Source organism: Rhodococcus sp. NPDC003382 (genome assembly GCF_053589135.1).
In genome coordinates this window covers 1-24,176 of record NZ_JBSFRH010000005.1, presented here as the reverse complement: position 1 = coordinate 24,176, position 24,176 = coordinate 1, and the positions used below count along the sequence as shown (strand labels likewise).

At 69.5% G+C, this 24,176-nt stretch carries 23 protein-coding genes; 16 read left to right on the top strand and 7 right to left on the bottom strand.

Features of this window, described 5'->3' with window-relative positions:
- The first annotated feature begins 6 nt into the window (after positions 1-6).
- Entirely contained in the window at positions 7-1,485 is a 1,479-nt protein-coding gene (locus tag ACWDUD_RS05330; protein ID WP_450108592.1) for a sensor histidine kinase, read from the top strand.
- Between the two features lie 141 nt (positions 1,486-1,626).
- Here ACWDUD_RS05330 and ACWDUD_RS05325 read toward each other — a convergent pair whose 3' ends face one another.
- Positions 1,627-1,881, bottom strand: coding sequence for a WhiB family transcriptional regulator (locus ACWDUD_RS05325; RefSeq protein ID WP_068157905.1), 255 nt, complete (start codon positions 1,879-1,881; stop codon positions 1,627-1,629).
- 247 nt (positions 1,882-2,128) lie between these two features.
- Positions 2,129-3,067 carry a diacylglycerol/lipid kinase family protein gene (locus ACWDUD_RS05320; RefSeq protein ID WP_450108591.1) on the bottom strand — a complete coding sequence of 313 codons (939 nt, stop codon included), beginning with the start codon at positions 3,065-3,067 and terminating at the stop codon, positions 2,129-2,131.
- Between the two features lie 47 nt (positions 3,068-3,114).
- Between ACWDUD_RS05320 and ACWDUD_RS05315 the strand changes: the two genes are divergently transcribed.
- Positions 3,115-3,558, top strand: a complete 444-nt coding sequence (locus tag ACWDUD_RS05315; protein ID WP_450108590.1) for a hypothetical protein — start codon at positions 3,115-3,117, stop codon at positions 3,556-3,558.
- A 3-nt stretch (positions 3,559-3,561) separates the two neighbouring features.
- Here the strand turns inward: ACWDUD_RS05315 and ACWDUD_RS05310 are convergent, their stop codons facing one another.
- Positions 3,562-4,044 carry an N-acetyltransferase family protein gene (locus tag ACWDUD_RS05310; RefSeq protein ID WP_450108589.1) on the bottom strand — a complete coding sequence of 161 codons (483 nt, stop codon included), beginning with the start codon at positions 4,042-4,044 and terminating at the stop codon, positions 3,562-3,564.
- 100 nt (positions 4,045-4,144) lie between these two features.
- Here ACWDUD_RS05310 and ACWDUD_RS05305 point away from each other — a divergent pair, with 100 nt between their 5' ends.
- Positions 4,145-4,933, top strand: coding sequence for a ParA family protein (locus ACWDUD_RS05305; RefSeq protein WP_450108588.1), 789 nt, complete (start codon positions 4,145-4,147; stop codon positions 4,931-4,933).
- 37 nt (positions 4,934-4,970) lie between these two features.
- Here the strand turns inward: ACWDUD_RS05305 and ACWDUD_RS05300 are convergent, their stop codons facing one another.
- Entirely contained in the window at positions 4,971-6,203 is a 1,233-nt protein-coding gene (locus tag ACWDUD_RS05300) for an Rv3212 family protein (RefSeq protein ID WP_450108587.1), read from the bottom strand.
- Between the two features lie 10 nt (positions 6,204-6,213).
- Positions 6,214-7,848: a DEAD/DEAH box helicase gene (locus ACWDUD_RS05295; RefSeq protein WP_450108586.1), complete on the bottom strand. Its 1,635-nt coding sequence runs from the start codon at positions 7,846-7,848 to the stop codon at positions 6,214-6,216.
- 204 nt (positions 7,849-8,052) lie between these two features.
- Here ACWDUD_RS05295 and ACWDUD_RS05290 point away from each other — a divergent pair, with 204 nt between their 5' ends.
- Positions 8,053-8,757, top strand: coding sequence for a ferritin-like fold-containing protein (locus ACWDUD_RS05290; protein ID WP_450108585.1), 705 nt, complete (start codon positions 8,053-8,055; stop codon positions 8,755-8,757).
- Between the two features lie 45 nt (positions 8,758-8,802).
- A complete protein-coding gene (locus ACWDUD_RS05285; RefSeq protein WP_197252786.1) occupies positions 8,803-9,033 on the top strand; it encodes a DUF3107 domain-containing protein in 231 nt (76 codons plus the stop codon).
- An 84-nt stretch (positions 9,034-9,117) separates the two neighbouring features.
- Here the strand turns inward: ACWDUD_RS05285 and ACWDUD_RS05280 are convergent, their stop codons facing one another.
- Complete coding sequence (locus tag ACWDUD_RS05280) at positions 9,118-9,786, bottom strand: TetR/AcrR family transcriptional regulator (RefSeq protein WP_197252787.1); 669 nt, start codon at positions 9,784-9,786, stop codon at positions 9,118-9,120.
- Between the two features lie 208 nt (positions 9,787-9,994).
- Here ACWDUD_RS05280 and ACWDUD_RS05275 point away from each other — a divergent pair, with 208 nt between their 5' ends.
- The 10 genes from ACWDUD_RS05275 to ACWDUD_RS05230 all read left to right on the top strand — a co-directional run bounded on the left by ACWDUD_RS05275 (position 9,995) and on the right by ACWDUD_RS05230 (position 21,392).
- Complete coding sequence (locus ACWDUD_RS05275) at positions 9,995-11,011, top strand: DUF3152 domain-containing protein (protein ID WP_450108584.1); 1,017 nt, start codon at positions 9,995-9,997, stop codon at positions 11,009-11,011.
- 75 nt (positions 11,012-11,086) lie between these two features.
- A complete protein-coding gene (gene moeZ, locus ACWDUD_RS05270) occupies positions 11,087-12,262 on the top strand; it encodes an adenylyltransferase/sulfurtransferase MoeZ (protein WP_450108583.1) in 1,176 nt (391 codons plus the stop codon).
- 111 nt (positions 12,263-12,373) lie between these two features.
- The gene (locus tag ACWDUD_RS05265; RefSeq protein WP_248673274.1) at positions 12,374-13,228 is read left to right on the top strand and encodes a TIGR02569 family protein; all 855 of its coding nucleotides are present in this window, start codon (positions 12,374-12,376) and stop codon (positions 13,226-13,228) included.
- Between the two features lie 127 nt (positions 13,229-13,355).
- Positions 13,356-14,807, top strand: a complete 1,452-nt coding sequence (locus ACWDUD_RS05260) for an MFS transporter (RefSeq protein WP_248673275.1) — start codon at positions 13,356-13,358, stop codon at positions 14,805-14,807.
- A gap of 49 nt (positions 14,808-14,856) precedes the next feature.
- Positions 14,857-17,370: a nitrite reductase large subunit NirB gene (gene nirB, locus ACWDUD_RS05255; RefSeq protein WP_450108582.1), complete on the top strand. Its 2,514-nt coding sequence runs from the start codon at positions 14,857-14,859 to the stop codon at positions 17,368-17,370.
- A gap of 56 nt (positions 17,371-17,426) precedes the next feature.
- Positions 17,427-17,852, top strand: coding sequence for a nitrite reductase small subunit NirD (gene nirD, locus ACWDUD_RS05250; protein WP_450108581.1), 426 nt, complete (start codon positions 17,427-17,429; stop codon positions 17,850-17,852).
- A complete protein-coding gene (locus tag ACWDUD_RS05245; RefSeq protein ID WP_197252794.1) occupies positions 17,849-18,985 on the top strand; it encodes a uroporphyrinogen-III synthase in 1,137 nt (378 codons plus the stop codon). Before nirD ends, ACWDUD_RS05245 begins: the two co-directional genes overlap by 4 nt.
- Positions 18,985-19,674 carry a sirohydrochlorin chelatase gene (locus ACWDUD_RS05240; RefSeq protein ID WP_450108580.1) on the top strand — a complete coding sequence of 230 codons (690 nt, stop codon included), beginning with the start codon at positions 18,985-18,987 and terminating at the stop codon, positions 19,672-19,674. Before ACWDUD_RS05245 ends, ACWDUD_RS05240 begins: the two co-directional genes overlap by 1 nt.
- 120 nt (positions 19,675-19,794) lie before the next feature.
- Positions 19,795-20,949: a C39 family peptidase gene (locus ACWDUD_RS05235; protein ID WP_450108579.1), complete on the top strand. Its 1,155-nt coding sequence runs from the start codon at positions 19,795-19,797 to the stop codon at positions 20,947-20,949.
- Positions 20,950-21,245: 296 nt separating this feature from the next.
- Positions 21,246-21,392: a hypothetical protein gene (locus tag ACWDUD_RS05230; protein WP_450108578.1), complete on the top strand. Its 147-nt coding sequence runs from the start codon at positions 21,246-21,248 to the stop codon at positions 21,390-21,392.
- Here the strand turns inward: ACWDUD_RS05230 and ACWDUD_RS05225 are convergent, their stop codons facing one another.
- The gene (locus ACWDUD_RS05225) at positions 21,393-23,138 is read right to left on the bottom strand and encodes an NTP transferase domain-containing protein (protein WP_450108577.1); all 1,746 of its coding nucleotides are present in this window, start codon (positions 23,136-23,138) and stop codon (positions 21,393-21,395) included.
- 137 nt (positions 23,139-23,275) lie between these two features.
- On the opposite strand from ACWDUD_RS05225, the gene ACWDUD_RS05220 reads away from it, so the two are divergent.
- Positions 23,276-24,070, top strand: coding sequence for a TIGR03564 family F420-dependent LLM class oxidoreductase (locus ACWDUD_RS05220; RefSeq protein WP_450108576.1), 795 nt, complete (start codon positions 23,276-23,278; stop codon positions 24,068-24,070).
- Positions 24,071-24,176 lie beyond the last annotated feature (106 nt).

Genomic DNA, 24,176 nt, shown 5'->3' with positions numbered 1-24,176 from the left:
AAACCGGTGTCCACACTCAGTGCCCTGCTCGCCCAGCACACCGACCTGCCGGGTGCGGCGGTGGACCATCTCCAACGGGTCGTCGGGGAATGGCAGTTGCTCGCGGATCTGTCGTTCGCGGACGTGCTGCTGTGGGTCAATGCGGAACCCAGCGACATCGTGTGCGTCGCCCAGTGCCGGCCCACCACGGCCTCGACCGTGCTGCCCGAGGACTCCGTCGGGACGATCGTGTCCGAGGACGAGCACCCGTACGTCCGGAAGGCGTTCGAGAGCGGCAAGATCGTCGTCGCGGACGTCGATCCGAACGACCCGGTGCCGCTGCGCCGCCAGGCCGTGCCGGTGCGCTGGGACGGCAAGGTCATCGCGGTGCTGAGCCGCGATGCGGCGCGCGTGTCCCGTCGTTCGACGAGTGCGCTCGAGACCGCCTATCTGGAATGCGCCGACGCGCTGTACCGGATGATCTGCGAGGGCACGTTCCCGACGCCGGAGTCCCGCTCGGACACCAAGTCGAGCCCGCGCGCCGGTGACGGGTTCATCCGTCTCGACCGTGAGGGGCGCGTGGTGTACGCGAGCCCCAACGCGCTGTCCGCCTACCACCGCATGGGTCTGAACTCCGACCTGGTCGGCCAGGACCTGATCGAGACGACGAGGGCGCTGGTCACCGACCCGTTCGAGAGCGGCGACGTCGCCGACTACCTCAGCGGTGCCGTGCAGGGCCGCATCGGTCAGCGCATGGAGATCGAGGCGCGCGGTGCGACGGTGTTGTTGCGTGCGCTGGTGCTGGCACCGGGCGGCCGGCTCGAGGGGGCGGCGGTGGTGATCCGCGACGTCACCGAGGTCAAGCGTCGCGACCGCGCGTTGCTGAGCAAGGATGCGACGATCCGCGAGATCCATCACCGGGTGAAGAACAACCTGCAGACGGTCGCGGCCCTGCTGCGGCTGCAGGCGCGGCGCACCGGGAACGTCGAGGCCCAGCAGGCACTCGGGGAGGCGGTGCGGCGCGTGACGTCGATCGCGCTGGTGCACGAGGCGCTGTCGATGTCCGTCGACGAGGAAGTGGACCTGGACGATGTGGTCGACCGGTTGATCCCGATCGTCATCGACGTCGCGACGGTGGGCAATCAGATCCGGGTGCGACGCGAAGGCAGTCTCGGTGTGTTCCCGGCGGACCGGGCCACCCCACTCGTCATGGTGCTGACCGAGCTGGTGCAGAACTCCGTCGAGCACGCGTTCGAACCGGGTGCGCACGGGACCGTGACGCTGCGTGCGGACCGTTCGGCGCGGTGGCTCGACGTGGTCGTCCACGACGACGGCAAGGGCCTGCCGGAAGGTTTCGTGCTCGAGGACGCCGACCGGCTCGGGCTGCAGATCGTGCGGACGTTGGTCGCTGCGGAGCTCGGCGGGACGCTGCGGCTCGAGCGGGGGGAGTCGGGCGGCACCGACGCGCATCTGCGGTTGCCGCTGGGCCGGGTGCCGCTGAACTGACCGGGGCTGTGCAGGCCTGCCGGGCGCGCTGCCCGGTCTGCCGCGGACAGACAAAAGCCCGGCACCCGAAATGGTGCCGGGCTGTCCTCTTGCCCTGCGACGACCGCCCTGCCGTGAGGCAGGGTGGCGTCCGTGCTCTGTCTAGACGGCGGTGCGGGCGCGGGTACGGGCGTTGCGACGCTTGAGCGCGCGACGCTCGTCCTCGCTCATTCCACCCCAGACCCCGGCGTCCTGACCGGACTCGAGGGCCCAGGACAGGCAGTCCGCGACGACCGGGCAGCGGTTGCACACGAGCTTGGCATCAGCAATCTGCGCGATGGCCGGGCCGCTGTTTCCCACGGGGAAGAACAGCTCCGGATCCTCGTCGCGACAGATTGCCTTGTGGCGCCAGTCCATGCTTCTACTCTCCTTCGAAGGTGCTCCGCACCGGGGTGATTGGTTGCTGCAAGTTCGTGCGCGCGTCCGACATGTGTTTCCGCGCGGTTACTTGTGAATGCTTTCACGAACGAGCGTGAAGTCAATAGAATTCGCCCCGACCGTGGGCAAGCTCACGCCACCGGTGTTCGGGCATGTTGCCGATCTAACTTTTTACACCCTTGACAGCGGAAATGTAACCCAATTCACATAATCCCATTGTTGGAATTCATCGCGCGGGAGCCACCACATCGAGTATTGCGGGCACCGACACGAACTCGACCTCCTCGTGAAGGCCCAGGTAGTCGCCATCGACCTGCAGACCGATCGGCCGGGAGGAGACCACCCGTACCCGTTCCACGTCGTCGGCCCGCAACAGATGTTTCGAACGGGGGTCGCCGTTCCGCGCAAGGAACTGTGTGATGACGCGCAGGCTCGGCAACACGGCCATCGTGCGCATTGCGAAGACGCCCAGACCCGTGTCGAACGAGGTGCCCGGATTGGTGTGGACCGGGCGCGTGTCCAGGAACGTCCACGGGCTCGAATTCGACACGAACGCGTAATAGACCCCGGACACCGGATCGCGGTCCGGCAATTCGACCGTGAGGGCGGGCTCGGCGCGCTTGGACGCGAAGAACTGAGCGATCGCGTGCCGCACGTACCGGGCGGTCGTGACCTTCTTGCCGCCGTCCCGGCTGATGTCGATCGCCTCACAGACCTGGGCATCGAGGCCCAGTCCGGCGTTGAAGACGAACCAGCGGCCCACGCAGTGACCGAGTCCGATCCGGCGGTGCGTGCGCTCGACGAGCAGGCCGAGCAGTTGCTCGGTGGCCTCCATCGGGTCGGCGGACATTCCCAGCGACCGCGCGAACACGTTCGCGGAACCGCCCGGCACGACGGCCAGCAGCGGCAACGTCGGATCCGCAGGCTCGGACGGGGACCCAAGCAGGCCGTTGACGATCTCGTTGACGGTGCCGTCCCCGCCGTGCGCAACGATCACGTCCATGCCGTCGGCGTGGGCGGAGCGGGCCAGTTCTGCGGCGTGACCGCGATGTGTCGTGTGCGCCACGGTGAGTGCGACGGCGCCGCCGAGCGCGTGCGCGAGCCGGTCCCGGCCCGCGGGAGTGGTCGTCGTCGCATGGGGATTCACGATCAGCAGTGCGCGCACGGAGCATCAGCCTAAGTGGTCGCGATCGGGTCCACTACGCTGGCCGGGTGCCCATCGAGTCCCCCCGCAGCAGCGTTCCGTCGACCGTGCGCATCGCAGGTTCCCTCGTCGTCCTCGAGGGAATCGTCGCGATCGGGTTCGCGGTGTACTCGGTCGTGCGTGCCCTGTCCGGGACCCACGACCAGAGCGTCACCAACGGATACGGACTGGCGTTGTGGCTGGGCATCCTGTTCGGCGGTGTGCTCGCCGCCGGGATCGCGCTGCTGCGCGGCAAGCGCTGGGGCAGGGCCGTCGCGGTCGTCGCGCAGTTGCTGCTGCTGCCGGTGGCGTGGTCGTTGCTGACCGACTCGCACCAGCTGGTGCTGGGCATCGTGTTGTCGGTGATCGTCGTGCCCGCGCTGGTCCTGCTGTTCGTGCCGCAGACGACGACCTGGCTCGCGGAGGAGTACGCACCCGACGCCGAACACGGGTCGGACCCGGACGGCCGCTGACGGCTAGCTGCCGCCCTCCGTGCCGAGCGCGGTGAGAGCGTCGCCGGTCAGCCGGAAGGTGGTCCACTCGTCCTGCGGCACCGCGCCGAGCGCACGGTAGAACCCGATCGACGGGGTGTTCCAGTCCAGCACCGACCAACTGAGCCGGCTGTAGCCGTGTTCGACGCATTCGGCGGCCAGCGCAGCGAGCAGCGCGCGGCCGTATCCGTGCCCGCGGTGCTCGGGACGCACGAACAGGTCCTCGAGGTAGATCCCGTGCACGCCGTCCCAGGTGGAGAAGTTCAGGAACCACAGGGCCAGTCCGACGACCTCGCCGGTGTCGGTCTCGGCGACGTGCGCGAACGCCGCCGGGTGGGGACCGAACAGCGCGGTGTGGATCTGCTCGGGCACCACGGTGCATTCGTCGGGTGCCTTCTCGTACTCGGCGAGGCCGTGGATCAGGCCGGTGACGGCATCGACATCGTCGGGGCGGGCGCGGCGGATCACGTTCGGCTGCCGTCCTTTTCGGGAGAATCGGGGGTTCGCGGATGTGCGGGGTGTGGCCTCAATTGTCGCGTGCCGGCGCGAAGTGCGCGAGGATCGACGCGTGACAACGGTACTTGCAGTGGCAAATCAGAAGGGTGGCGTCGCGAAGACGACCACCGTCGCGTCGCTGGGGGCGGCATTGGCAGGGGCGGGACAGCGGGTACTCGTCGTCGACCTCGATCCTCAGGGATGTCTGACGTTCTCGCTCGGGCACAACCCGGACCGGCTCGAACGGTCCGTGCACGACGTGCTCGTCGGGGACGCGGAGGCGAAGGAGGTTCTGCTCGACACGGACGAAGGGGTGAGCCTGCTGCCCGCGACGATCGATCTGGCGGGCGCCGAGGCGCTGCTGCTGATGCGTCCGGGACGGGAATTCACGGTGAAGCGGGCGCTGGCGCCGCTGCTTCCGAACTTCGATGTCGTGATCATCGACTGCCCGCCGTCGCTCGGCGTGCTGACACTCAACGGTCTCACCGCCGCCGAGGCGGTGCTCGTGCCGCTGCAGTGCGAGACCCTCGCCCATCGCGGCGTCGGTCAGCTGCTGCGCACGGTCTCCGAGGTCAAGCAGGTGACCAACCCCGACCTGGAACTGCTCGGGGCGCTCCCGACGCTGTACGACGCGCGCACCACGCACAGCCGGGACGTGCTCGCCGACGTCGCGGACCGGTACGACATGCCGGTGCTGGCGCCGCCCGTTCCCCGGACCGTCCGGTTCGCGGAGGCGTCGGCGTCCGGCGCGACGGTGCTCGCCGGCCGCAAGAACAAGGGCGCGCAGGCCTATCGCGAGCTCGCCGAGAACCTGCTCGGGTACTGGGCCGGCAAGGGCCTGGTGACGTTCGAACCCCAGTAACCCGAACCCGGGTAGCACGACCTGCGGTAGCCCGGCCTCAGCGCAGCGCGACGACCTCGTCGCCGCGCTGTTCGAGGACGGTGCTGCCCGCGACCGCCACGGCCACCGGGCCGGCCTCCTCGCGGTCGACGGGGATGCGGCCCTGCACCGTGCCGGACGCCGGGTCGACGACCGCGAGGGCGTCGTCCACGGGCAGCAGCAGCGCACCGGCCATCGAGTCGCCCCAGCCGGTGGTGCCCGGCACGGTCCAGCGCGGCGCCAGATCCGTCGTTCCGAGACCGATGGTGGCCTCCCCGGTCCACCACGTGACGATTCCGTCCCGGGTCTTGGCGGGGACGGTCGCGGCATCGGTGGCCGGACGGGGGAGTGGATATTCGGCGACGGTCTGCCCGGCTTCTCCGAAGACCTCGATGCGCGGTCCGGCCCCTGCCCCGGGCGGCAGGTACAGGGCGGTGCGGTCGCCTGCGACGGCGATGACGCGTGTTCCGGGTGCGGGGGAGCCGGTCGGGTCCTGGGCCGCGTCGGCCAGCACCGACGACGCGAACTCTTCCGGTTTCTGATTGTCGTCGGGCACCGGATCGAGCAGTGTCAGCCGGTCGGTGTCCTCACCCGGGCAGTTCTCGACGACGGCGAGCCGGTTGTTGCTCGCGGCGGCGGACAGCAGCGTGCATCCGGTCCGCGGCTGCGCGTTCGGGTTGACCGGCGCGTCGACGCGTCCGTACTCGACGGTGCGGACCAGGTCCGACCGCCACATCTCGAGGCGGGTGTCGCCCGTGGAGATCAGGTGGGTGCCGGCGTCGACGAGGAAGACCGCGTCGTCGGCGTCGCTGCTCCGTTGGGCGCCCCGCGCCCCGGTGCCCGCGTTGAGCTGGGTGACCTGGCTGCATCCCCGCCGATCCCGGTAGACGGCCACGACCGTCTGCCACGCGGCGGTCGCCGCGCACAGCGGCATGTTCCGCTCGTAGATCCAGCGCTGGGCGCCGGTCTCCGGATCGCGACCGACGACGCTGCCGCCGTCGGCGGTCGCGACGGTTCCACCCACCACGAGCGGACGCGTGGTGGCGGCGCTGGCGGCGCGCCACACCTCCCCGAGGGTGGCCGGAACCGTGGTCGCGGCGGCCGGGACGGTCACCGGCCCGTCCCACGTGATCGATGTCGTGCCGCGCGCGTCGGATCGCAGCCAGACCACACTCGCCGCCACCACGACGGCGACGGCGAGTACGGCTGCGACGATCAGGTCGGTGCGCGTGCGGCGCTCGGGAGCGAGCACGTGGCCGCGGCTACTGGGCCGCCGAGGCCGAGACCGTGTCCTGCGTGGCTGCGGTGGCGTTGGAGGACGAACCGCCACGACGCCGCCGGCGACGGCGGCGGGCGGGAGCGGCGTCACCTTCCGCACCGGCTTCGCCGGCCGGTGCCGCGGCGGTGCTCGGCGCGGACGCGTCCTGAGCGGCCACATCCGGGGTGCCGGCTTCGGGCGTGACGGGCCTGCCGCCGCGGGTACGACGACGCACCCGCGTGGTGGTGCGCTTCGGGCGTTCGCGGCGCGCTTCGCCGTCCGCCGCTTCGCCGGTGGCCGCGGTGCGGGCCTTGCGGACCGTGCCGGTTGCGCCCTCGGGGATGTTCAGCTCCTCGTACAGGTGCGGCGAGCTCGAGTACGTCTCGACCGGCTCCGGCATGCCCAGGTCGAGGGCCTTGTCGATGAGTTCCCAGCGCGGCACGTCGTCCCAGTCGACGAGCGTGATCGCGGTACCCGTGCGTCCGGCGCGACCGGTGCGGCCGATGCGGTGGACGTAGGTCTTCTCGTCCTCGGGGCACTGGTAGTTGATGACGTGCGTGACGTCGTCGATGTCGATGCCGCGCGCGGCGACATCGGTGGCGACGAGCACGTCGATCTTGCCGTTGCGGAACTTGTCGAGAGCCTTCTCGCGAGCGATCTGGCCGAGGTCGCCGTGGACGGCACCGCATGCGAAGCCGCGTTCGACGAGGTCGTCGGCGACCTTCTGGGCGGTGCGCTTGGTCCGGGTGAAGATCATCGTCGCGCCGCGGCCCTCGGCCTGCAGCACACGGGCGACGAGCTCGGCCTTGTCGAGGGCGTGCGCCCGGTACACGAGCTGGTTGGTGCGCTCGTGCACCGCCGACGACTCGGGTTCCTCGGCCCGGATGTGCGTCGGCTGCGTCAGGAACGTGCGGGCGAGAGTAATGATCGGTCCCGGCATGGTGGCCGAGAACAGCATCGTCTGACGACGGTCGGGGACCATGTTCAGGATGCGTTCGATGTCGGGGAGGAAGCCGAGGTCGAGCATCTCGTCGGCCTCGTCCATGACGAGCACGCCGATCTTGCCGAGGATCAGGTGACCCTGGTTCGCGAGATCCAGCAGGCGGCCGGGGGTGCCGACGACGACGTCGACGCCCTTCTGCAGCTGCTCGATCTGCTGCTCGTACGGGCGGCCGCCGTAGATCGCGAGGACCTCGAGGCCCTTCTTGCCGCTGCCGGGCAGGTACTTCGAGGCGTTCTCCAGGTCGCCGGCGACCTGGATGCACAGCTCCCGGGTCGGGACGATCACCAGGGCGCGCGGGGTGCCGTCGAGGGCGGTGGTTCCGGAACCCTCGGTGGTGACGCGATGCAGCAGCGGAACGCCGAAGCCGAAGGTCTTGCCCATGCCGGTGCGGGCCTGGCCGATGAGGTCGTCGCCGGCGAGGGCCAGCGGGAGCGTGAGCTCCTGGATGGCGAAGGTGCGCTCGATGCCGTGCTCGGCGAGGGCGCGGACGATCTCCTCGCGCACACCCAGCTCCGCGAAGGTGGGGGCGACGTGGGTCGAATCGAGTTGTGCGGAAACGGTGGTTTCGGTGGCGTCGTCTTCGTGGTCGACAGTGATCTTGCTCAGGGGTCTGGCCTTCCTGGTCTCGGCACGCACGCACGAGGTGGAGAAGGCGACCGACTCAGCGTCTCAGCGCGAGCGTTCGGTTCGGCTCGGCGAGACGCGAGCGCGATCGGCGTCGGGTGCGCGCACATCATCGTTGAGGACTGCGGGCCGCATTGGACAGCTCGAAGCGCAGTCTTCCAGGACGATTGTACCGGTTCCGGCGAACGGTACCCGGCGGTACTACGCTTTGTCGTCATGGGAGCCGAAACGTCGCCGTCCGCAGCATCATCCGAACCGACCATCGCACAGACACCGGTTCCGGCCGATCATCCGGGTGTCGCGGACCTGTTCGCGGTCCTCGCTTACGGTGAGATCTCCGCGTTCTATCGTCTCGCCGAGGACGCGAAACTGTCCCCGACCCTGCGCGGCCGCGTCGCGCTGGCGAGCATGGCCGCCGCCGAGATGAGCCACTTCGAGACGCTGCAGGAGGCGCTCGAGGCCCGCGGCGTCGAGATCTACCCGGCGATGGAGCCGTTCCGGCGGTCCCTCGACGCGTATCACGCGTGCACCACCCCGTCGACGTGGCTCGAATCGCTGGTCAAGGCGCACGTGGGCGACGGCATCGCCGCCGACTTCTACCGCGAGATCGCCGGCACCCTCGCCCCGGAGGTCGCCTCGGTCGTCCGGGAGGTCCTCGCCGAGACCGGGCACTCGGACTTCGTGATCCACGAGGTGCGCGCCGCGGTCGAGAAGAGCAGCCTCGAGAAGGACCGGCTGATGCTGTGGGGACGCCGGCTGCTCGGTGAGGCGATCACCCAGGCCCAGTACGTGATGGCGCAGCAGGAGAATCTCGCCGAGCTGGTCATCACCGCCACCGGCGACCTGACGAACATCGCCGCGTTGTTCGACCGCATGCAGGTCGAGCACGCCAAGCGGATGGCAGTGCTCGGACTGCACTAACCTGACGGAGACAGCTGTAGAGCACTGAGATTTCGGAGGTCCACCGTGGAGGTCAAGATCGGTGTCGCGGACAGCCCGCGCGAACTCACCGTGGTCAGCGACCAGACGCCCGACGAGGTCGAGGCGCTGGTGACGACCGCCCTGGCCGGCGGTAAGGACGGGGTGCTCGCCCTCGTCGACGAGAAGGGCCGCAAGCTCCTCGTCCAGGCATCGCGCATCACGTACGTGGAGATCGGCCCCGCCGACATCCGCAAGGTAGGGTTCGCGGCCGGCTGACCGGGGCGAGACGAACGAAGGGCCGGGGCGAGACGCCCCGGCCCTTCCTCGTTTCCGGTGTCGCTGCTGTCGGTGGCCCGGCTGTCAGCGCAGCCGCAGCTCGGGCTGCAGCGGCACGTGCTTGAGACCACCCCACGCCAGGGCGACGGTGGTGTCGACCGCGTCCTCCTTCGGGATCGGCCGGGCCGCCTCGAGCCAGTAGCGCGCGGTGAACTGGCTGGTGCCCACGAGGCCGACCGCAAGGATGCGCGCACGATAGGGATCGAGACCGGAATCGTGGCTGACCAGGTCGAACACGGCATCCACGCATGCTTCGGTGGCCTGCTCGACCCGCTGCGCGACCTGCGGCTCACCCATCAGATCCGACTCGAACACGAGGCGGAAGCCCTGCGAGTCGTTGTCGACGAAGTCGAAGTACGCCTGCACCGCGGCGCGCACGCGCTGACGGTTGTCGGTCGTCGAACGCAGCGCCTGGCGGACACTGGCGATGAGAATGTCGACGTAGCTCTGCAGCACCGCGCAGTACAACTCGAGCTTGCCGGGGAAGTGCTGGTAGAGCACCGGCTTGCTGACGCCGGCGCATTCCGCGATCTCGTCCATGCCGGCCGCGTGGTAGCCACGTGTCACGAAGACCTCGCTCGCGGCGGCGAGAAGCTGGGCCCGACGTTCGTCACGAGGCATTCGTGCGCCCCGCTTGGCTCCGGTGCCTGAGGTGTTGCCCCGGCCGGAAGTGCGGTCGGCGAGTTCGGTCATGTCGCTCCCAAATCTGCACAAGTCGTCGGCAGTGACGGAGCCAAGGTGATGGGCACCACTGTCGACGTCGATCGTCCTTGCAGGTTACAGGCAGGGCACCTTGCGGGTGCGTACCGCCCTACCGACGAGTATCCCCGCGGCGGGTACTTCAAGCGGGCCGAGGAGCGACTTCACCGACGAATTTGCGCGATGTGACATTCTGGCACCCGTGACCGACCGAGGAGGATTGCGAGCGGCAGGCGCCCCACCCGACGCCCCGCAGACGCCACACCGGGCATCCGGAGCACCATCGCACCGGACGTCACATCAGCCCTTGCGCGCGCAATGGGACCCCGTCGGAGGAGCGGATCGGCCGCCCCGGCGTCCGCGTCCGGATCGCGACGTCCGCAAGCAGTCCAAGGTGGGACGCTTCGTCTCGACCTACGGGTGGCGGGCTTACGCCATCCCTGTCCTCGTCGCCGTCACCGGCTTCGTCGTGTGGGACGCCGTGCGCGCGGTACCGGCGCAATCCGACGACCCGGTCGCTGCGGACGAGGCCACCGTGGCCGAGGTGCCGCAGCCGGACGGCCTGTTCCCGGCCGGCACCGGACCCGGCGAGCTTCCCGACGGCGGGCCGTTCACCGTGACCGGCGCGGGTACCTGGCACATGGTGCCGGGCACCACCGCGCAGGTCGGCGCCGGCACGAAGAAGGTGTACACCTACACGGTCGAGGTCGAGGACGGGGTGGACGCGACCGGGTACGGCGGTGAAGCCGCGTTCGGCCGGATGGTCGACGAGACCCTCGCCAACCCGAAGAGCTGGACGAACAGCCCCGACTTCGCGTTCCGGCGGGTCGACACCGGCGACCCCGACTTCCGGGTCTCGCTCACCTCGCAGATGAGCATCCGTCAGTACTGCGGTTTCGACATCCCCCTCGAGGGATCGTGTTTCAACCCCGGCGCCGAGCGGGTGCTGCTCAACGAGGCCAGGTGGGTGCGCGGCGCGGTCGCCTTCCAGGGCGACATCGGCTCGTATCGGCAGTATCAGATCAACCACGAGATCGGGCACGCCATCGGCTTCGCCGCGCACGAGCCGTGCCGGAGCCAGGGTGGTCTCGCGCCGATCATGATGCAGCAGACGTTCGGGATCGCCAACAACGACATCGCCCGCGTGGATCCGGGGGGAGTCGTGCCCGCGGACGGGCTGATCTGCCGGTTCAATCCCTGGCCGTTCCCACGCGGGTGAACCCGGCGTCCGGCCCGTCGCGGCATCCGATGTGAGAATGGGCGTCGTACCGTCGAGCGCGCCGAGGAGCCTGTCGTGACCGCACTGCCACCGCTGGTGGAACCCGCCGCCGAGCTGACCAGGGAGGACGTGGCCCGCTACAGCCGGCACCTGATCATCCCGAATGTGGGGGTCGCCGGGCAGAAGCGGCTCCGCAACGCGAAGGTGCTGTTCATCGGCGCGGGCGGCCTCGGGTCCCCGGCGCTGCTGTATCTGGCCGCGGCCGGGGTCGGCACGATCGGCATCGTCGAGTTCGACGAGGTCGACAGCTCCAATCTGCAGCGCCAGATCATCCACGGACAGGCCGACGTCGGCCGGTCGAAGGGGGAGAGCGCCCGCGAGACCATCGCCGGCATCAACGACACCGTCGAGGTTCGTCTGCACCCGGTACGCCTCGACACCACCAACGCGGTCGAGATCTTCCGGGAGTACGACCTCATCGTCGACGGCACCGACAACTTCGCGACCCGCTATCTCGTCAACGACGCCGCGATCCTCGCCGGCAAGCCGTACGTGTGGGGATCGATCTTCCGGTTCGAAGGTCAGGTGTCGGTGTTCTGGGAGGATGCGCCGGGCGGGGTGGGCCTGAACTATCGCGACCTGTACCCGGAGGCGCCGCCGCCCGGTATGGTGCCCTCGTGCGCCGAGGGCGGGGTGCTCGGTGTGCTGCCCGGCACCGTCGGGTGCATCATGGCCACCGAGGCGATCAAGCTCATCACCGGTATCGGTGACACCCTGCTGGGCCGGCTGATGATCTACGACGCACTCTCGATGACGTTCCGGACCGTCACGTTGCGCCGGGATCCCGGCCGCGTCCCGGTCACCGAACTCGTCGACTACGACGAGTTCTGCGGGGTGGTGTCCGAGGAGGGCGTGGCCGCCGCCGCCGAATCCACCGTCACCGCAACGGAATTGCGCGACATGCTCGACTCCGGCCGTGAACTCGCGCTCATCGACGTCCGGGAACCCGTCGAATGGGACATCATGCACATCGACGGCGCCCGCCTGATTCCCAAGGACCGCATCCTGTCCGGTGAGGCACTCGCGGAACTTCCGCAGAACGTTCCGCTCGTCGCGTACTGCAAGACCGGTATCCGGTCCGCGGAGGTGCTCGCCGCACTCAAACGGGCCGGATTCGCGGACGCGACCCACCTGCAGGGCGGGGTCGTCGCGTGGGCGCAGCAGGTCGATCCCTCGCTGCCGCTGTACTGAGTACTCTCACGTTGTCCCCGGTCACAGAATTCTGTGGGCGCAGGATCCTGTGATCATCGACAACGGAGTGCCTTCCCGGATCGCGCCGTGCACGACGGTACGGTGAGCGTCGTGAGCTCACTCGAACCCCCGCAGCACGTGCGCTCCACGTTCGGCCTCCGCGACGTCGAACCGGTACCGCTCGGCTCGGACTGGGACGGCGGCTGGCGATGTGGAGACGTGGTGCTCTCTCCGGTGGCCGATCACGCCCGCGCGGCGTGGTCGGCGAAGGTCCGCGAGACACTCAGCGTCGACGGGCTGCGTCTGGCCCGCCCGGTCCGTTCCACGGACGGCCGATACGTCGTGTCCGGGTGGCGCGCCGACACCTACATCGTCGGCACCTCGGAACCGCGCCACGACGAGGTGGTGTCGCTGTCGTTGCGTCTGCACGCCGCGACCGCGCAACTCGAGCGTCCCCGGTTCCTGATGCAGCCGCCGGTCGCGCCGTGGGCCGACGTCGACGTGTTCGTCGCCGCCGACCGGGCAGCCTGGGAGACCGTGCCGATGCGTTCGGCGCGGGCGGCCGGGGCGCCGGAGACCACCACACCGGACGGACGCAAGAGCCTGGATCTCATCAATCAGCTCGCGACCTTCCGTAAACCCGTCCATCTGCCGGACCAGCTCGTGCACGGCGATCTGTTCGGGACCGTCCTGTTCGCGGGTCGGGCCGCTCCCGGGCTGACCGACATCACGCCCTACTGGCGGCCCGCGTCGTGGGCGGCGGCCGTGGCCGTCGTCGACGCCCTGTCCTGGGGTGGCGCCGACGACGCGCTGATCGCCCGCTGGGACGATCTGCCCGAATGGCCCCAGATGCTGTTGCGTGCCGTGATGTTCCGGTTGGCCGTGCACGCGCTGCATCCGCGGTCGACCGAGGAGGCGTTCCCCGGTCTCGCGCACACCTCCGATCTGGTGCGGCTGTTGCTGTAGTTCGCCCTCACAGGGTGGCCTGCGCGTGAGTGAGAAACTCTTGACGCGGAGGTCACCGCGGGCAGCACCGCGGCAACACCCACTTCCTACCTTGGGTTCATCACGAATCCGAGAGAGGTGGGGCGGGGTGGCTGCGACTATCGAAAACGAAACGCTGCGAGCGAAATTCGCGCGGAAGCACAACATCGAGCACTGGGACGCCGAAGACGTCGAGGCGTGGGAGTCCGGTAACAAGGACATCGCGAAGCGGAACCTGATCTGGTCCGTCATCGCCGAGCACGTCGGTTTCTCGGTGTGGTCCATCTGGTCGGTCATGGTCCTGTTCATGCCCACCGACGTCTACGGCATCGACGCCGCCGGCAAGTTCTTCCTGGTGGCGGTGCCGACGCTGGTCGGCTCGCTCCTGCGCATTCCCTACACCGTCGCGACGGCGCGTTTCGGTGGCCGCAACTGGACGATCTTCAGCGCGCTGGTGCTGTTCGTGCCGCTGCTGGCAACGCTCTACCTGATGCTCAACCCCGGCTACTCGTACACCACGTTCATGCTGGTCGCCGCGATCGCCGGTGTCGGCGGTGGCAACTTCGCCTCGTCGATGACCAACATCAACGCGTTCTACCCGCAGCGCCTGAAGGGCTGGGCGCTCGGACTCAACGCCGGCGGCGGCAACATCGGTGTGCCGGTCGTCCAGCTCATCGGTCTGCTCGTCATCGCCACCGTCGGCAACACCGAACCGTGGATCGTGTGCGCCGTCTACCTGGTGGCGTGCGGTGTCGCGGCGGTCGGAGCGGCGTTGTTCATGGACAACCTCGGCGGTCAGAAGGCGGACCTGCGGGCGATGGGCGAGGCCCTGAAGTTCCGCGACTCGTGGATCGTGTCCTTCCTCTACATCGGCACGTTCGGCTCGTTCATCGGCTTCAGCTTCGCGTTCGGCCAGGTCCTGCAGATCAACTTCCTCGCCGGTGGTGACACGCCCGCCCAGGCAGCACTGCACGCCGCGCAGATCGCGTTCATCGGCCCGCTGCTCGGTTCGATCTCCCGTCCCTACGGCGGCAAGCTCGCAGACCGCATCGGCGGCGGCCGCATCACGATGGTCACCTTCGCCGCGATGGCATTGGCGGCCGGTGTCCTGATCGTCGCCGGTGTCCTCGACGACGCGTCGGCGGGTGCCCCCACCGGCGGCATCATGACCGCCTACGTCCTCGGCTTCATCGCACTGTTCCTGCTGTCGGGTATCGGCAACGGCTCGGTGTACAAGATGATCCCGTCGATCTTCGAAGCCAAGGCACAGAGCCTCGACCACCTCGACCGCGCAGCCAAGGCGGTCTGGTCGCGCACCATGTCCGGCGCGCTCATCGGCTTCGCCGGCGCGATCGGCGGACTCGGCGGCGTCGGCATCAACCTGGTGCTCCGCGCCTCCTACGCCGGCGAGGCGAAGTCCGCGACGATGGCCTTCTGGGTCTTCGGGGCCTTCTACCTGGTGTGCATCGCCGTCACCTGGCTGGTCTTCCTCCGCACCCCCCGCACGGCGGCCGTCACCGAGACCGCCGAAGCGGACCGTCCGTCCGTCCCGGTCGTCTGACGCCGTACCCCGGCACTGATCCACCCTGCACGAGAGAAAGCGAAATCCCATGAGCCGCAAGAACGTTGTCGTCGTCGGACACGGAATGGTCGGACACCGCTTCGTCGAAGCGCTGCGCGCCCGCGACGAGCACGACACCTGGTCGGTGACGGTGTTGAGCGAGGAGACGCAGCCTGCCTACGACCGCGTCGGTCTGTCCTCCTACGTCGGCTCGTGGGATGCGAAGGAACTCGCGCTCGCCGGCAACACCTACGACGGTGACGACCTCGTCGACCTGAAGCTCGGCACGCGCGCCGCGGCGATCGACCGCGCCGCGCGCACCGTCACCACCGACGGCGGCGAGGTGATCGGGTACGACGCGCTGGTCATGGCCACCGGTTCGTATCCGTTCGTGCCGCCGATCCCCGGCAAGGACCTGCCCGGCACGTTCGTCTACCGCACCCTCGACGACCTCGACGGCATCCGGGCCGCGGCCGACGCCGCCGGACCCGGTGCCGTGGGTGTGGTGGTAGGCGGTGGCCTGCTCGGCCTCGAGGCCGCCAACGCCCTGAAGCTGATGGGCATGACGCCGCACGTCGTCGAGTTCGCGCCCCGGCTGATGCCGCTGCAGGTCGACGAGGGCGGCGGCAACGTGCTGGCCCGGCTCGTGACCGACCTGGGCCTGACCGTGCACACCGGGGTCGGCACCTCGGCGATCACCGAAGGTCCCGCAGGGCTGAAGGTCGAACTGTCCGACGGTTCCGTCATCGACGCTTCGGTGCTGGTGTTCTCGGCCGGTGTCCGCCCGCAGGATGCGCTCGCCCGCGACACCGGCCTCGAGGTCGGCGCACGCGGCGGCATCCTCACCGACATCGGCTGCCGCAGCGTCACCGACGAGTCGGTGTACGCGGTCGGCGAGTGCGCGGCCGTCGAAGGCACCTGCTACGGCCTCGTCGCCCCCGGCTACAGCACCGCCGAGGTCGTCGCCGACCGTCTGCTCGGCGGCGACGCCGAGTTCCCCGGCGCCGACCTGTCCACGAAGCTCAAGCTGCTCGGCGTCGATGTCGCCAGCTTCGGCGACGCCCACGCGACCACCCCGGGTGCGCTCGAGGTGGTGCTGTCCGACGCCGCGAAGGGCACCTACGCCAAGCTCGTCGTCTCGGACGACGCGAAGATCCTGCTCGGCGGCATCCTCGTCGGCGACGCCTCGGCGTACGGGTCGCTGCGGCCGCTCGTCGGGCGGGAGCTGCCCGGCGACCCCGCAGCCCTGATCTCCCCGGCCGGGGAGAAGCCCGGCGCCGGCTCGTTGCCGGACGACGCCGAGGTCTGCTCGTGCAACGGCGTCACGAAGGGCACGATCTGCGGCGCGATCTCGGAGGGGGCCTGCGACATCGCGCAGGTCAAGGCGTGCACGAACGCCGGTACCACCTGCGGTGGCTGCCTGCCGACCATCAAGCAGCTGCTCGCGTCGTCCGGGGTGGAGCTCAGCAAGGCGCTGTGCGAACACTTCGAGCAGTCCCGCGCCGAGCTGTTCGAGATCGTCCAGGCCACCGGAATCCGCACGTTCTCCGCGCTGATCGCCAGGTACGGCAAGGGCTCGGGGTGCGACATCTGCAAGCCGGTGGTCGCCTCGATCCTCGCCTCCACCGACTCGGACCACATCCTGCACCCGAAGCAGGCCGGTCTGCAGGACACCAACGACCACTTCCTCGCGAACATCCAGAAGAACGGCACCTACTCGGTGGTGCCGCGCATGCCGGGCGGCGAGTGCACCCCGGAACAGTTGATCGTGATCGGCGAGGTGGCCCGCGACTTCGGGCTCTACGTGAAGATGACCGGCGGCCAGCGGATCGACCTGTTCGGTGCGCGCGTCGAGCAGCTGCCGCTGATCTGGAAGCGGCTCGTCGACGCCGGCATGGAGTCGGGTCAGGCCTACGGCAAGTCGCTGCGGACCGTGAAGAGCTGCGTCGGTTCGACGTGGTGCCGGTACGGCGTGCAGGACTCCGTCGGGATGGCCGTCGACCTGGAGTTGCGCTACCGCGGTCTGCGTTCACCGCACAAGCTCAAGTTCGGTGTCTCCGGGTGCGCCCGCGAATGCGCGGAGGCCCGCGGCAAGGACGTCGGTGTCATCGCCACCGAGAGCGGCTGGAACCTGTACGTGTGCGGCAACGGCGGCCAGTCGCCCAAGCACGCGCAGTTGCTCGCCGGGGGTCTCGACGACGAAACCCTCGTCAAGTACATCGACCGGTTCCTGATGTTCTACATCCGCACCGCGGATCGGCTGCAGCGCACCGCGCCGTGGCTGGAGGCGATGGAGGGCGGTCTCGACCACCTCCGTGAGGTCGTGTGCGAGGACAGCCTCGGTATCGCCGCCGAACTCGAGGCCGCGATGGCCAAGCACGTCGAGGGCTACCGCGACGAGTGGGCCGGCGTGCTCGAGGACCCGGAGAAGCTCGCCCGGTTCGTCTCGTTCGTCAACGCACCCGACGAGGCCGACCCGACCGTTCAGTTCGACGAGACCGGGAAGCGGAAGGTTCCCGTCCTGGTCGGGATGCCCGCTTACCGGCCGGGAATCTCCGGGTAACTCGCCCGAAACACCGGACCCGGATGATTTCGTCAGTACTTTTCGAGGGAGGACCTATGACCGTCATCGAGATGCACGGCGCAGCGGGAACGACGCGCCAGAGCGTGTTCGACGGCCGCTTGGAATGGACGTCTGCGTGCCCGCTCAGCCGGCTGGTACCCGGCTGTGGAGTCGCGGTACTGCTGCGCGGGGGCGAGCAGGTGGCGCTGTTCCTGCTCGACGACGGCACGCTGCGTGCCGTCGGCAACATCGATCCGTACGCCCGCGCCGCGGTGATGTCGCGCGGACTCGTCGGGGACCGGGCGGGCGAGCCGACCGTGGCCTCCCCGCTGCTCAAGCAGGTGTTCTCGCTCAACGACGGTCGCTGCCTCGACGACCCCGAGGTGTCGCTGCCGGTGTACGACGTGCGTGTCTGGGCCGGCGTGGTGCAGATCCACAGCAAGCGGATGCCGGGCGCCGCCGACGCCGGCGAGCTTTCGTGAGCGACGGCACCGAGCCGTTGCGGGGATTCACAATCGGGGTGACCGCGTCGCGCCGCGCGGAGGAGTTCACGACGCTGCTCACCCGCCGGGGCGCGGAGGTCGTCCTCGCCCCGGCGATCCGCATCATCCCGCTGTCCGACGACACCGAGCTCGAACGGGTCACCCGCGACATCATCGCGAACCCGCCGGACATCACGGTCGCCACCACGGCGATCGGATTCCGGGGCTGGATCGGTGCGGCGGAGGGCTGGGGCCTGTCCGAGGATCTCACCGAGGCCCTCGGCGGCAGCCGGATCCTGGCGCGCGGCCCGAAGGTGACCGGTGCGATCCGTGCCGCCGAGCTGCGTGAAGAGTGGTCCCCGGCTTCGGAATCGTCGGCCGAGGTGCTCGCCCACCTGCTCGCCGAGGGCGTCGAGGGGCAGCGCATCGCGGTGCAGCTGCACGGCGAGCGCACCGAATGGGAACCCGGCGCCGACCTGTGCGAGGAACTGCGCGCGGCCGGTGCCGAGGTCGTCGCCGTCCCGGTCTACCGGTGGACCCCGCCGGAGGACCCGACCGCGCTGGACCGGCTCATCGAACAGATCGCCGACTACGGGCTCGACGCGGTCAGCTTCACCAGCGCACCGGCGGTGGCGTCCCTGCTGATGCGGGCCAAGCAGACCGGAATGCTCGAACTGGTGTTGCGCGCGATGCGCAGCGGCGTCACCGCGGTGTGCGTCGGCCCCGTCACGGCCGCGCCGCTCGCCGCACTCGACGTGCCGGTCACCATGCCGGCCCGGGCCCGCCTCGGTTCCCTGGCCCGGCACCTCGCCGAAGAACTGCCCCGCCGAGCTGTCCGCATCGAAGCCGGCGGGCACGTCCTGGGTATGCGCGGACGTTGCGTCATCGTCGACGAGGAGAAGCGCTGCCTCGCCCCGGCCGGAATGGCCCTGCTCCGCACGCTCGCGTCCCGTCCCGGACGGGTCGTCGCGCGCGAGGAGCTGCTCGCCGCCCTTCCCGGCGGTGGGGGAGACACCCACGCGGTCGAGACCGCCGTGGCGCGACTGCGGTCGTCGCTCGGCGCGCCTGCGATCGTGCAGACCGTCGTCAAGCGGGGTTACCGCCTCGCCGTCGACCCGGAGGATATGCGCTGATGACTCGACCCCAGTTGCTGCTCGTCGCCCACGGCACCCGCAATCCGCGCGGTGTCGACATGATCGCCTCGCTCGCCGACGCCGTCGCCGGGCGGGTCGGCCCCACCCGCGTCGCGTTCGTGGACGTGCTCGGTCCGTCGCCGGCAGAGGTCCTGCGCGACTCGTCCCGCCCCACGGTGCTGGTGCCGGCGTTCCTCGCGTCCGGCTACCACGTGCACAGCGACGTCCCGCAGGAGGTCGCGGCGAGCGGGCACACCGCGGTGTCGGTGACCCGAGCACTCGGCCCCGACCCGATCCTTGCTCAGGTGCTCGTGCAGCGGCTCGAGGCCGCCGGATGGCGACCCGGGGACGCAGTGGTCCTCGCCGCCGCCGGCTCGTCCGATCCGCGCGCGCTGCGCGACGTGCGCAGCGCCGCCCGCATGCTGTCCTCGCTGGTACGTACCACCGTGCGCATCGCATATGTCGCGACCGGCTCACCCCGGGTTCCCGAGGTCGTGGAAACTCTGCGTGCGCAGGGGGCGCGCAGGGTGTTCATCGCCTCGTACCTGCTCGCGCCCGGCCTGTTCCATGCCCGGCTCGCCGACGCGGGAGCCGACGGGGTCGCCGCGCCGCTCGGTGTCACCGACTCGATCGTCGATCTCGTCGCGCAGCGCTACCACGAGGGCGCGCGGCTCGTCGTCACCCGTTGAGGGTTGACTGCGCGCCGTATGCGGCGGATTCGAGTAGTGAGGTACTCGTGACCACGAGCTCCCCATAGCCCACTCTGTCCTCGAGACACGCGGCGACGCCGCGCTGACGAGGGAGAGGCCATGTTTCCGAACGAGTTCGACCCGAGTACATCCACCGCGCTGGCGACAGCGCACGCGAGTTTATTGTTGTCCGCCGGTGTCTTGCCGGAATCATTGGAGGGGGCCGTCGTCGAGGTCGACGGGACTCCGGTGTTCGACGTGAACGGTGAAGTGTTGTTCACGAGATCACAGACACGCAGCGAGGTCTCACGTTCGTACCTGGACATCGGTGTCCATCCGGCGATAGGTGCACTTCTTGTTGCCGTCGGGGACGGTGACTGGTCGCCGGACGAGCTCCTCAGCCGGGCTGTCACCGCATTCGAAAGGCAAGCCCCGAACCCGCGATTCGACGAAACGCGCTTCGTCGCGTACAGCTACCCGAAGATCGGTGTCCAGTTCCTCGCGGAAGGGCAGGAGGTGGGGTTGCTCGAGTTGGCTACCTGGATTCCTGTGCTCCCGGGAGAACGTGACGGTGCCGAGCCGCCCTCCAACTTCGAACGCTGGTCGTATGTCGACGAACTGCCCGACGAGGTGCGATCCGAACACGAACGAAGCTATGGAATCGCATTGCGTGATCTGGGGGAGATTCTGACCGTCCTCGGTCGGGATCCCTTTGTGATCCACCGAATCGACATCTCTCAGTTGCTCCGGGTGCACCTGACACGCGAACTGCACTTCGGGCGGGGGGATACAGGTCACCAGGTCTGCTTCGAATTGCATGGGCAGCAGACGAGTCTGTGGTGTGTGGCAGCCAGCGTTCAGATGGTGCTGGATTTCTACCGTTACGAGTATTCCCAGGAACGGCTCGCCCGGGAACTGGGCTTGGGAACCCCGACGCATCCGAGCGGTCTGCCCTACACCAACGACGGGGATGTCGTCACCGTTCTCGAGGCGATGACGGGAAATGCGTTGGACGCAACGATGTACAAGTCGAACTCGTTCGCTCGGTTCAGGTCCGAGATCAGATCTAACAGGCCACTGATCAGTTTCGTGCCGGGGCATTCTCGTGTGGTCGCAGGCTTCAGCGAAACCTGGGGGGAAGTCCTGACGGAACCGACGCAGGGACTGCTGGTGTACGACCCTTGGCCACCGGGCGCCGGAGTCGTCACGCGCTGGGAGAACTTCGCGTCACAGGTGTACCGGCGAACCTTTACTGCAAGGGTGACACTGTCCTGATGGACGAACGGTGTGTTGCCGCGATTGCGACGCGAGCCCGCGACCTTCTCTACAACTGCGGCCGGGCCGGATCTTGGGTGGCACTCCACGGAGAAATCGCGACTCCACGCCCGATAGAGGATCCCGACGGCAGCGTGCAGAGGTGGTTCGTCCCTGTGGTGGTAGGTCGACGACTTGCTGGGTTCTTCGTGCTCGGCGGCGATCTCGTGGAGCATCGTTGGTCCGGATTCCAGCAACAACCGGGTTCGGTTGGGAACTGTCCCCTCGCGACCACGTGGCTCGATGAACATACGATCGTGGAGCGGGCTCGAACGGTCGCGAGCGGGGAGCCTTCGGGTCGTGCGCGATTGACCTACGACGGGACTCCGGACCGGATCGCGTGGGCGGTGCCGTTCACGTCCGGGTGGGTGTACGTGGCCGGCACGGCGGCATGGCCCGCCTGATCACATTCGGGGCAGCGGCACGATCTCGACGAGATCGCCGTCGACCGCGCCCGGCGGAACCAGTGCGATCGCCTGCCGGTCGATCAACCCGGCGAGGTGTGCTGTCCGGATCGCATTGTCGCACAGCCATGTTCCGTCGGGAAGTCGCCGCGCGGGCAGCAGTCGGGTCACATCGCCGACCACTTCCGAGGCGTTCGCCAGCGGAGCCGTCCACGGCACGGCCGGGGTTCGGCAGGTGCGGCCGTCGATCACCGCGGGCAGCATGACCAGCAACGTTGCGATCGCCGCAACCGGGTTGCCCGGCAGGCCCAGCACCGCTCGGCCGTCCGGTAGTGCCGCGGCGACCTGGGAACCGCCCGGCTTGCACCGGACGCGTTCGACGGCGATGTGTGCCCCGGCGCGCGCCAGCGCACCGCGCAACTGATCGGCGGCACCCCCGCCGGTCGCGCCGACGACGACGATCGTGTCCACGTCCGTGGTTGCGCGCAGCAACCGGTCGAACCCGTCCTCGGTGTCGCGCAGGTGCGCCTCGCTCACTGCGTCGGCGCCGCACCACCGGACGAACTGCGCGAGAACCGGCCCGAGCGAGTCGCGGGTCTGACCCGCGCGCAGCGGACCGTCGCGCCGGATCTCGTCGCCGCTGACGACGACGTGCACCCGCACCGGCCCGCGCGCCTCGACGTCGGTGACCTCGCCGCTCAGTGCGGCGGACACGACCGCCGGATCGATCGCCGTACCCGGCTGCGCGAGAGCGAATCCGGGCTGCCAGTCCTCGCCGCGCCGGCGGGTGTCGTCGCGGACGGGGGTATCCGGGCGCCGGCGGAGTATTCCGCCTTCGCCGACGTCGACGTGTTCGTCGCGCACGACCGCGGTCGCGCCGGGCGGCAGATGCGCGCCGGTCGCGATGCGCGCGGCCTGCCCGGCGGTGAGGGTGAACCCGCTGTCGGAACCCGCGCGCCGGATCTCGCTGCGCAGGGTCCACGGTTCGTCGCCCGCGACGGCGTATCCGTCCATCGCGGACACCGCGACGGGCGGCAGCGCCTCCGCCGCGACCAGGGGCGCCGCGAGGGTCGCACCGAGTGACTCGCGTATCGGCAGTGTCCGAACGGGCAACGGCTGCATTGCTTTTCGTACGATCTCGCGTGCACGGTCCGGGTTCGCGGCGACCGCCCCGGGCTGGGCGGAGCGGGCGCGGTGCAGATCCTCGGGAGTGTCGCAGTCCGCGGTGCCGGACACGGGGACCGTCACATACCGGTCCGGCAGCAGCGCCTTCATCGGCTGGTTCGCGACCTCGCCGGCGAGGTCGTCGAGACGCGTGGCGAGCGCGGCGCCGCGCCAGGCCGCGAGCAGGAACTGGATGCGGCCGTTCGCATCGACGGCGAACGCGGCGTCCGCGTCCGGATCGGCGCTCAGCGCGTCGAGCAGGGCGATCAGCGTGTCCGCGGTGACGAACGGCAGGTCGGACGCGAGTGTCAGGACGGGCGCGTCGTGGGGGATCGGGGCGGCGGCGATCGCGGCCACCGGACCGCCGCCCGCGGGGGTCTCCTGGACCTGGCCGATCGTGGGGTCGAGGTCGTCGCGGGGCGGCCCGACCACGGTGACGCGCCGGCAGGCCGAGACCGCGGTGAGGGCGCTGTCGAGCATGCGCCGGCCGTGCACGACCAGTGCCGGTTTGTCGACGCCACCCATCCGGGTCGCTCGTCCGCCCGCGACGACGACGGCTTCGGATCCGCTCAACGTGGTCATGACGACCATGCTGCCGCACCGCGCCGCGGCCCGCGCGGTCGACCGGTGTGTCGGCGGCCACCGGCGCGCGCGGGTGGGAAACGGGTTCTGTCCGCGGAGAATTTCGTGTATTCCTCGAAGTCGGCGAAAGGATTTGCATGCGAATCGGATTGACAGGCGGCGCCGCGTCGACCGACAAGGTGGTCCGGCAGGCGCAGCAGGCGGAAGCGGACGGATTCGCGTCGCTGTGGTTCGCCAGTGGTGTGCTCGGCGATCCGTTGGCCGCGATGGCGGTCGCGGGACGGGCCACGACCTCGATCGAACTGGGTACGGCAGTGCTGCAGACCTATCCATGCCACCCGCTGCTGCAGGCCAATCGGGTGGCCGCGACCGCCGAGGCAATGGGACGGCCCGGCTTCACCCTCGGGCTCGGCCCGTCGCACGAATCCTCGGTCCGCGACGTCTACGGCCTGTCCTACGACCGGCCCGGCACGAACACCGAGGAATACGTGGGCATCGTCACGGCTCTGCTCCGCGGTGACGACGTCGACGTGCGCGGCACCGAGTGGACGACGCGCAGCGCCGGGCGCATGACGCCGGTCGCCCATCCTGTGCCCGTGCTGCTGTCGGCGATGTCGCCGCGCATGCTGCGGGTCGCGGGTAGTCACGCCGACGGCACGATCCTGTGGATGGCGTCGGCGTCGGTGATCGAGTCCCGGATCGTGCCCGCCCTGCACGCCGCGGCGCAGCAGGCGGGACGGCCTGCGCCGCGTGTCGTCGCCGGACTGCCCGTTGCGGTCCACGACGACGTGGCGCAGGCCCGGATCGCATGCGCCGGGACCGCCGGGTCGTACGCCACGGTGCCCGCCTACCGTCGCGTCCTCGAGGCCGCAGGCGCATCCCAGCGTCTACGTAAATCTGATACTTCCTGCCACTGGCGTGGCAGGCGGTGAAGATCCACGTCCCTCACGGCTACCCACCACACCATCGTGCGATGTTGCGGGCTCGACCGTGTCCCACACCGACGCTTCGGGTGCAGGACAATTCCTCGACTGTGTC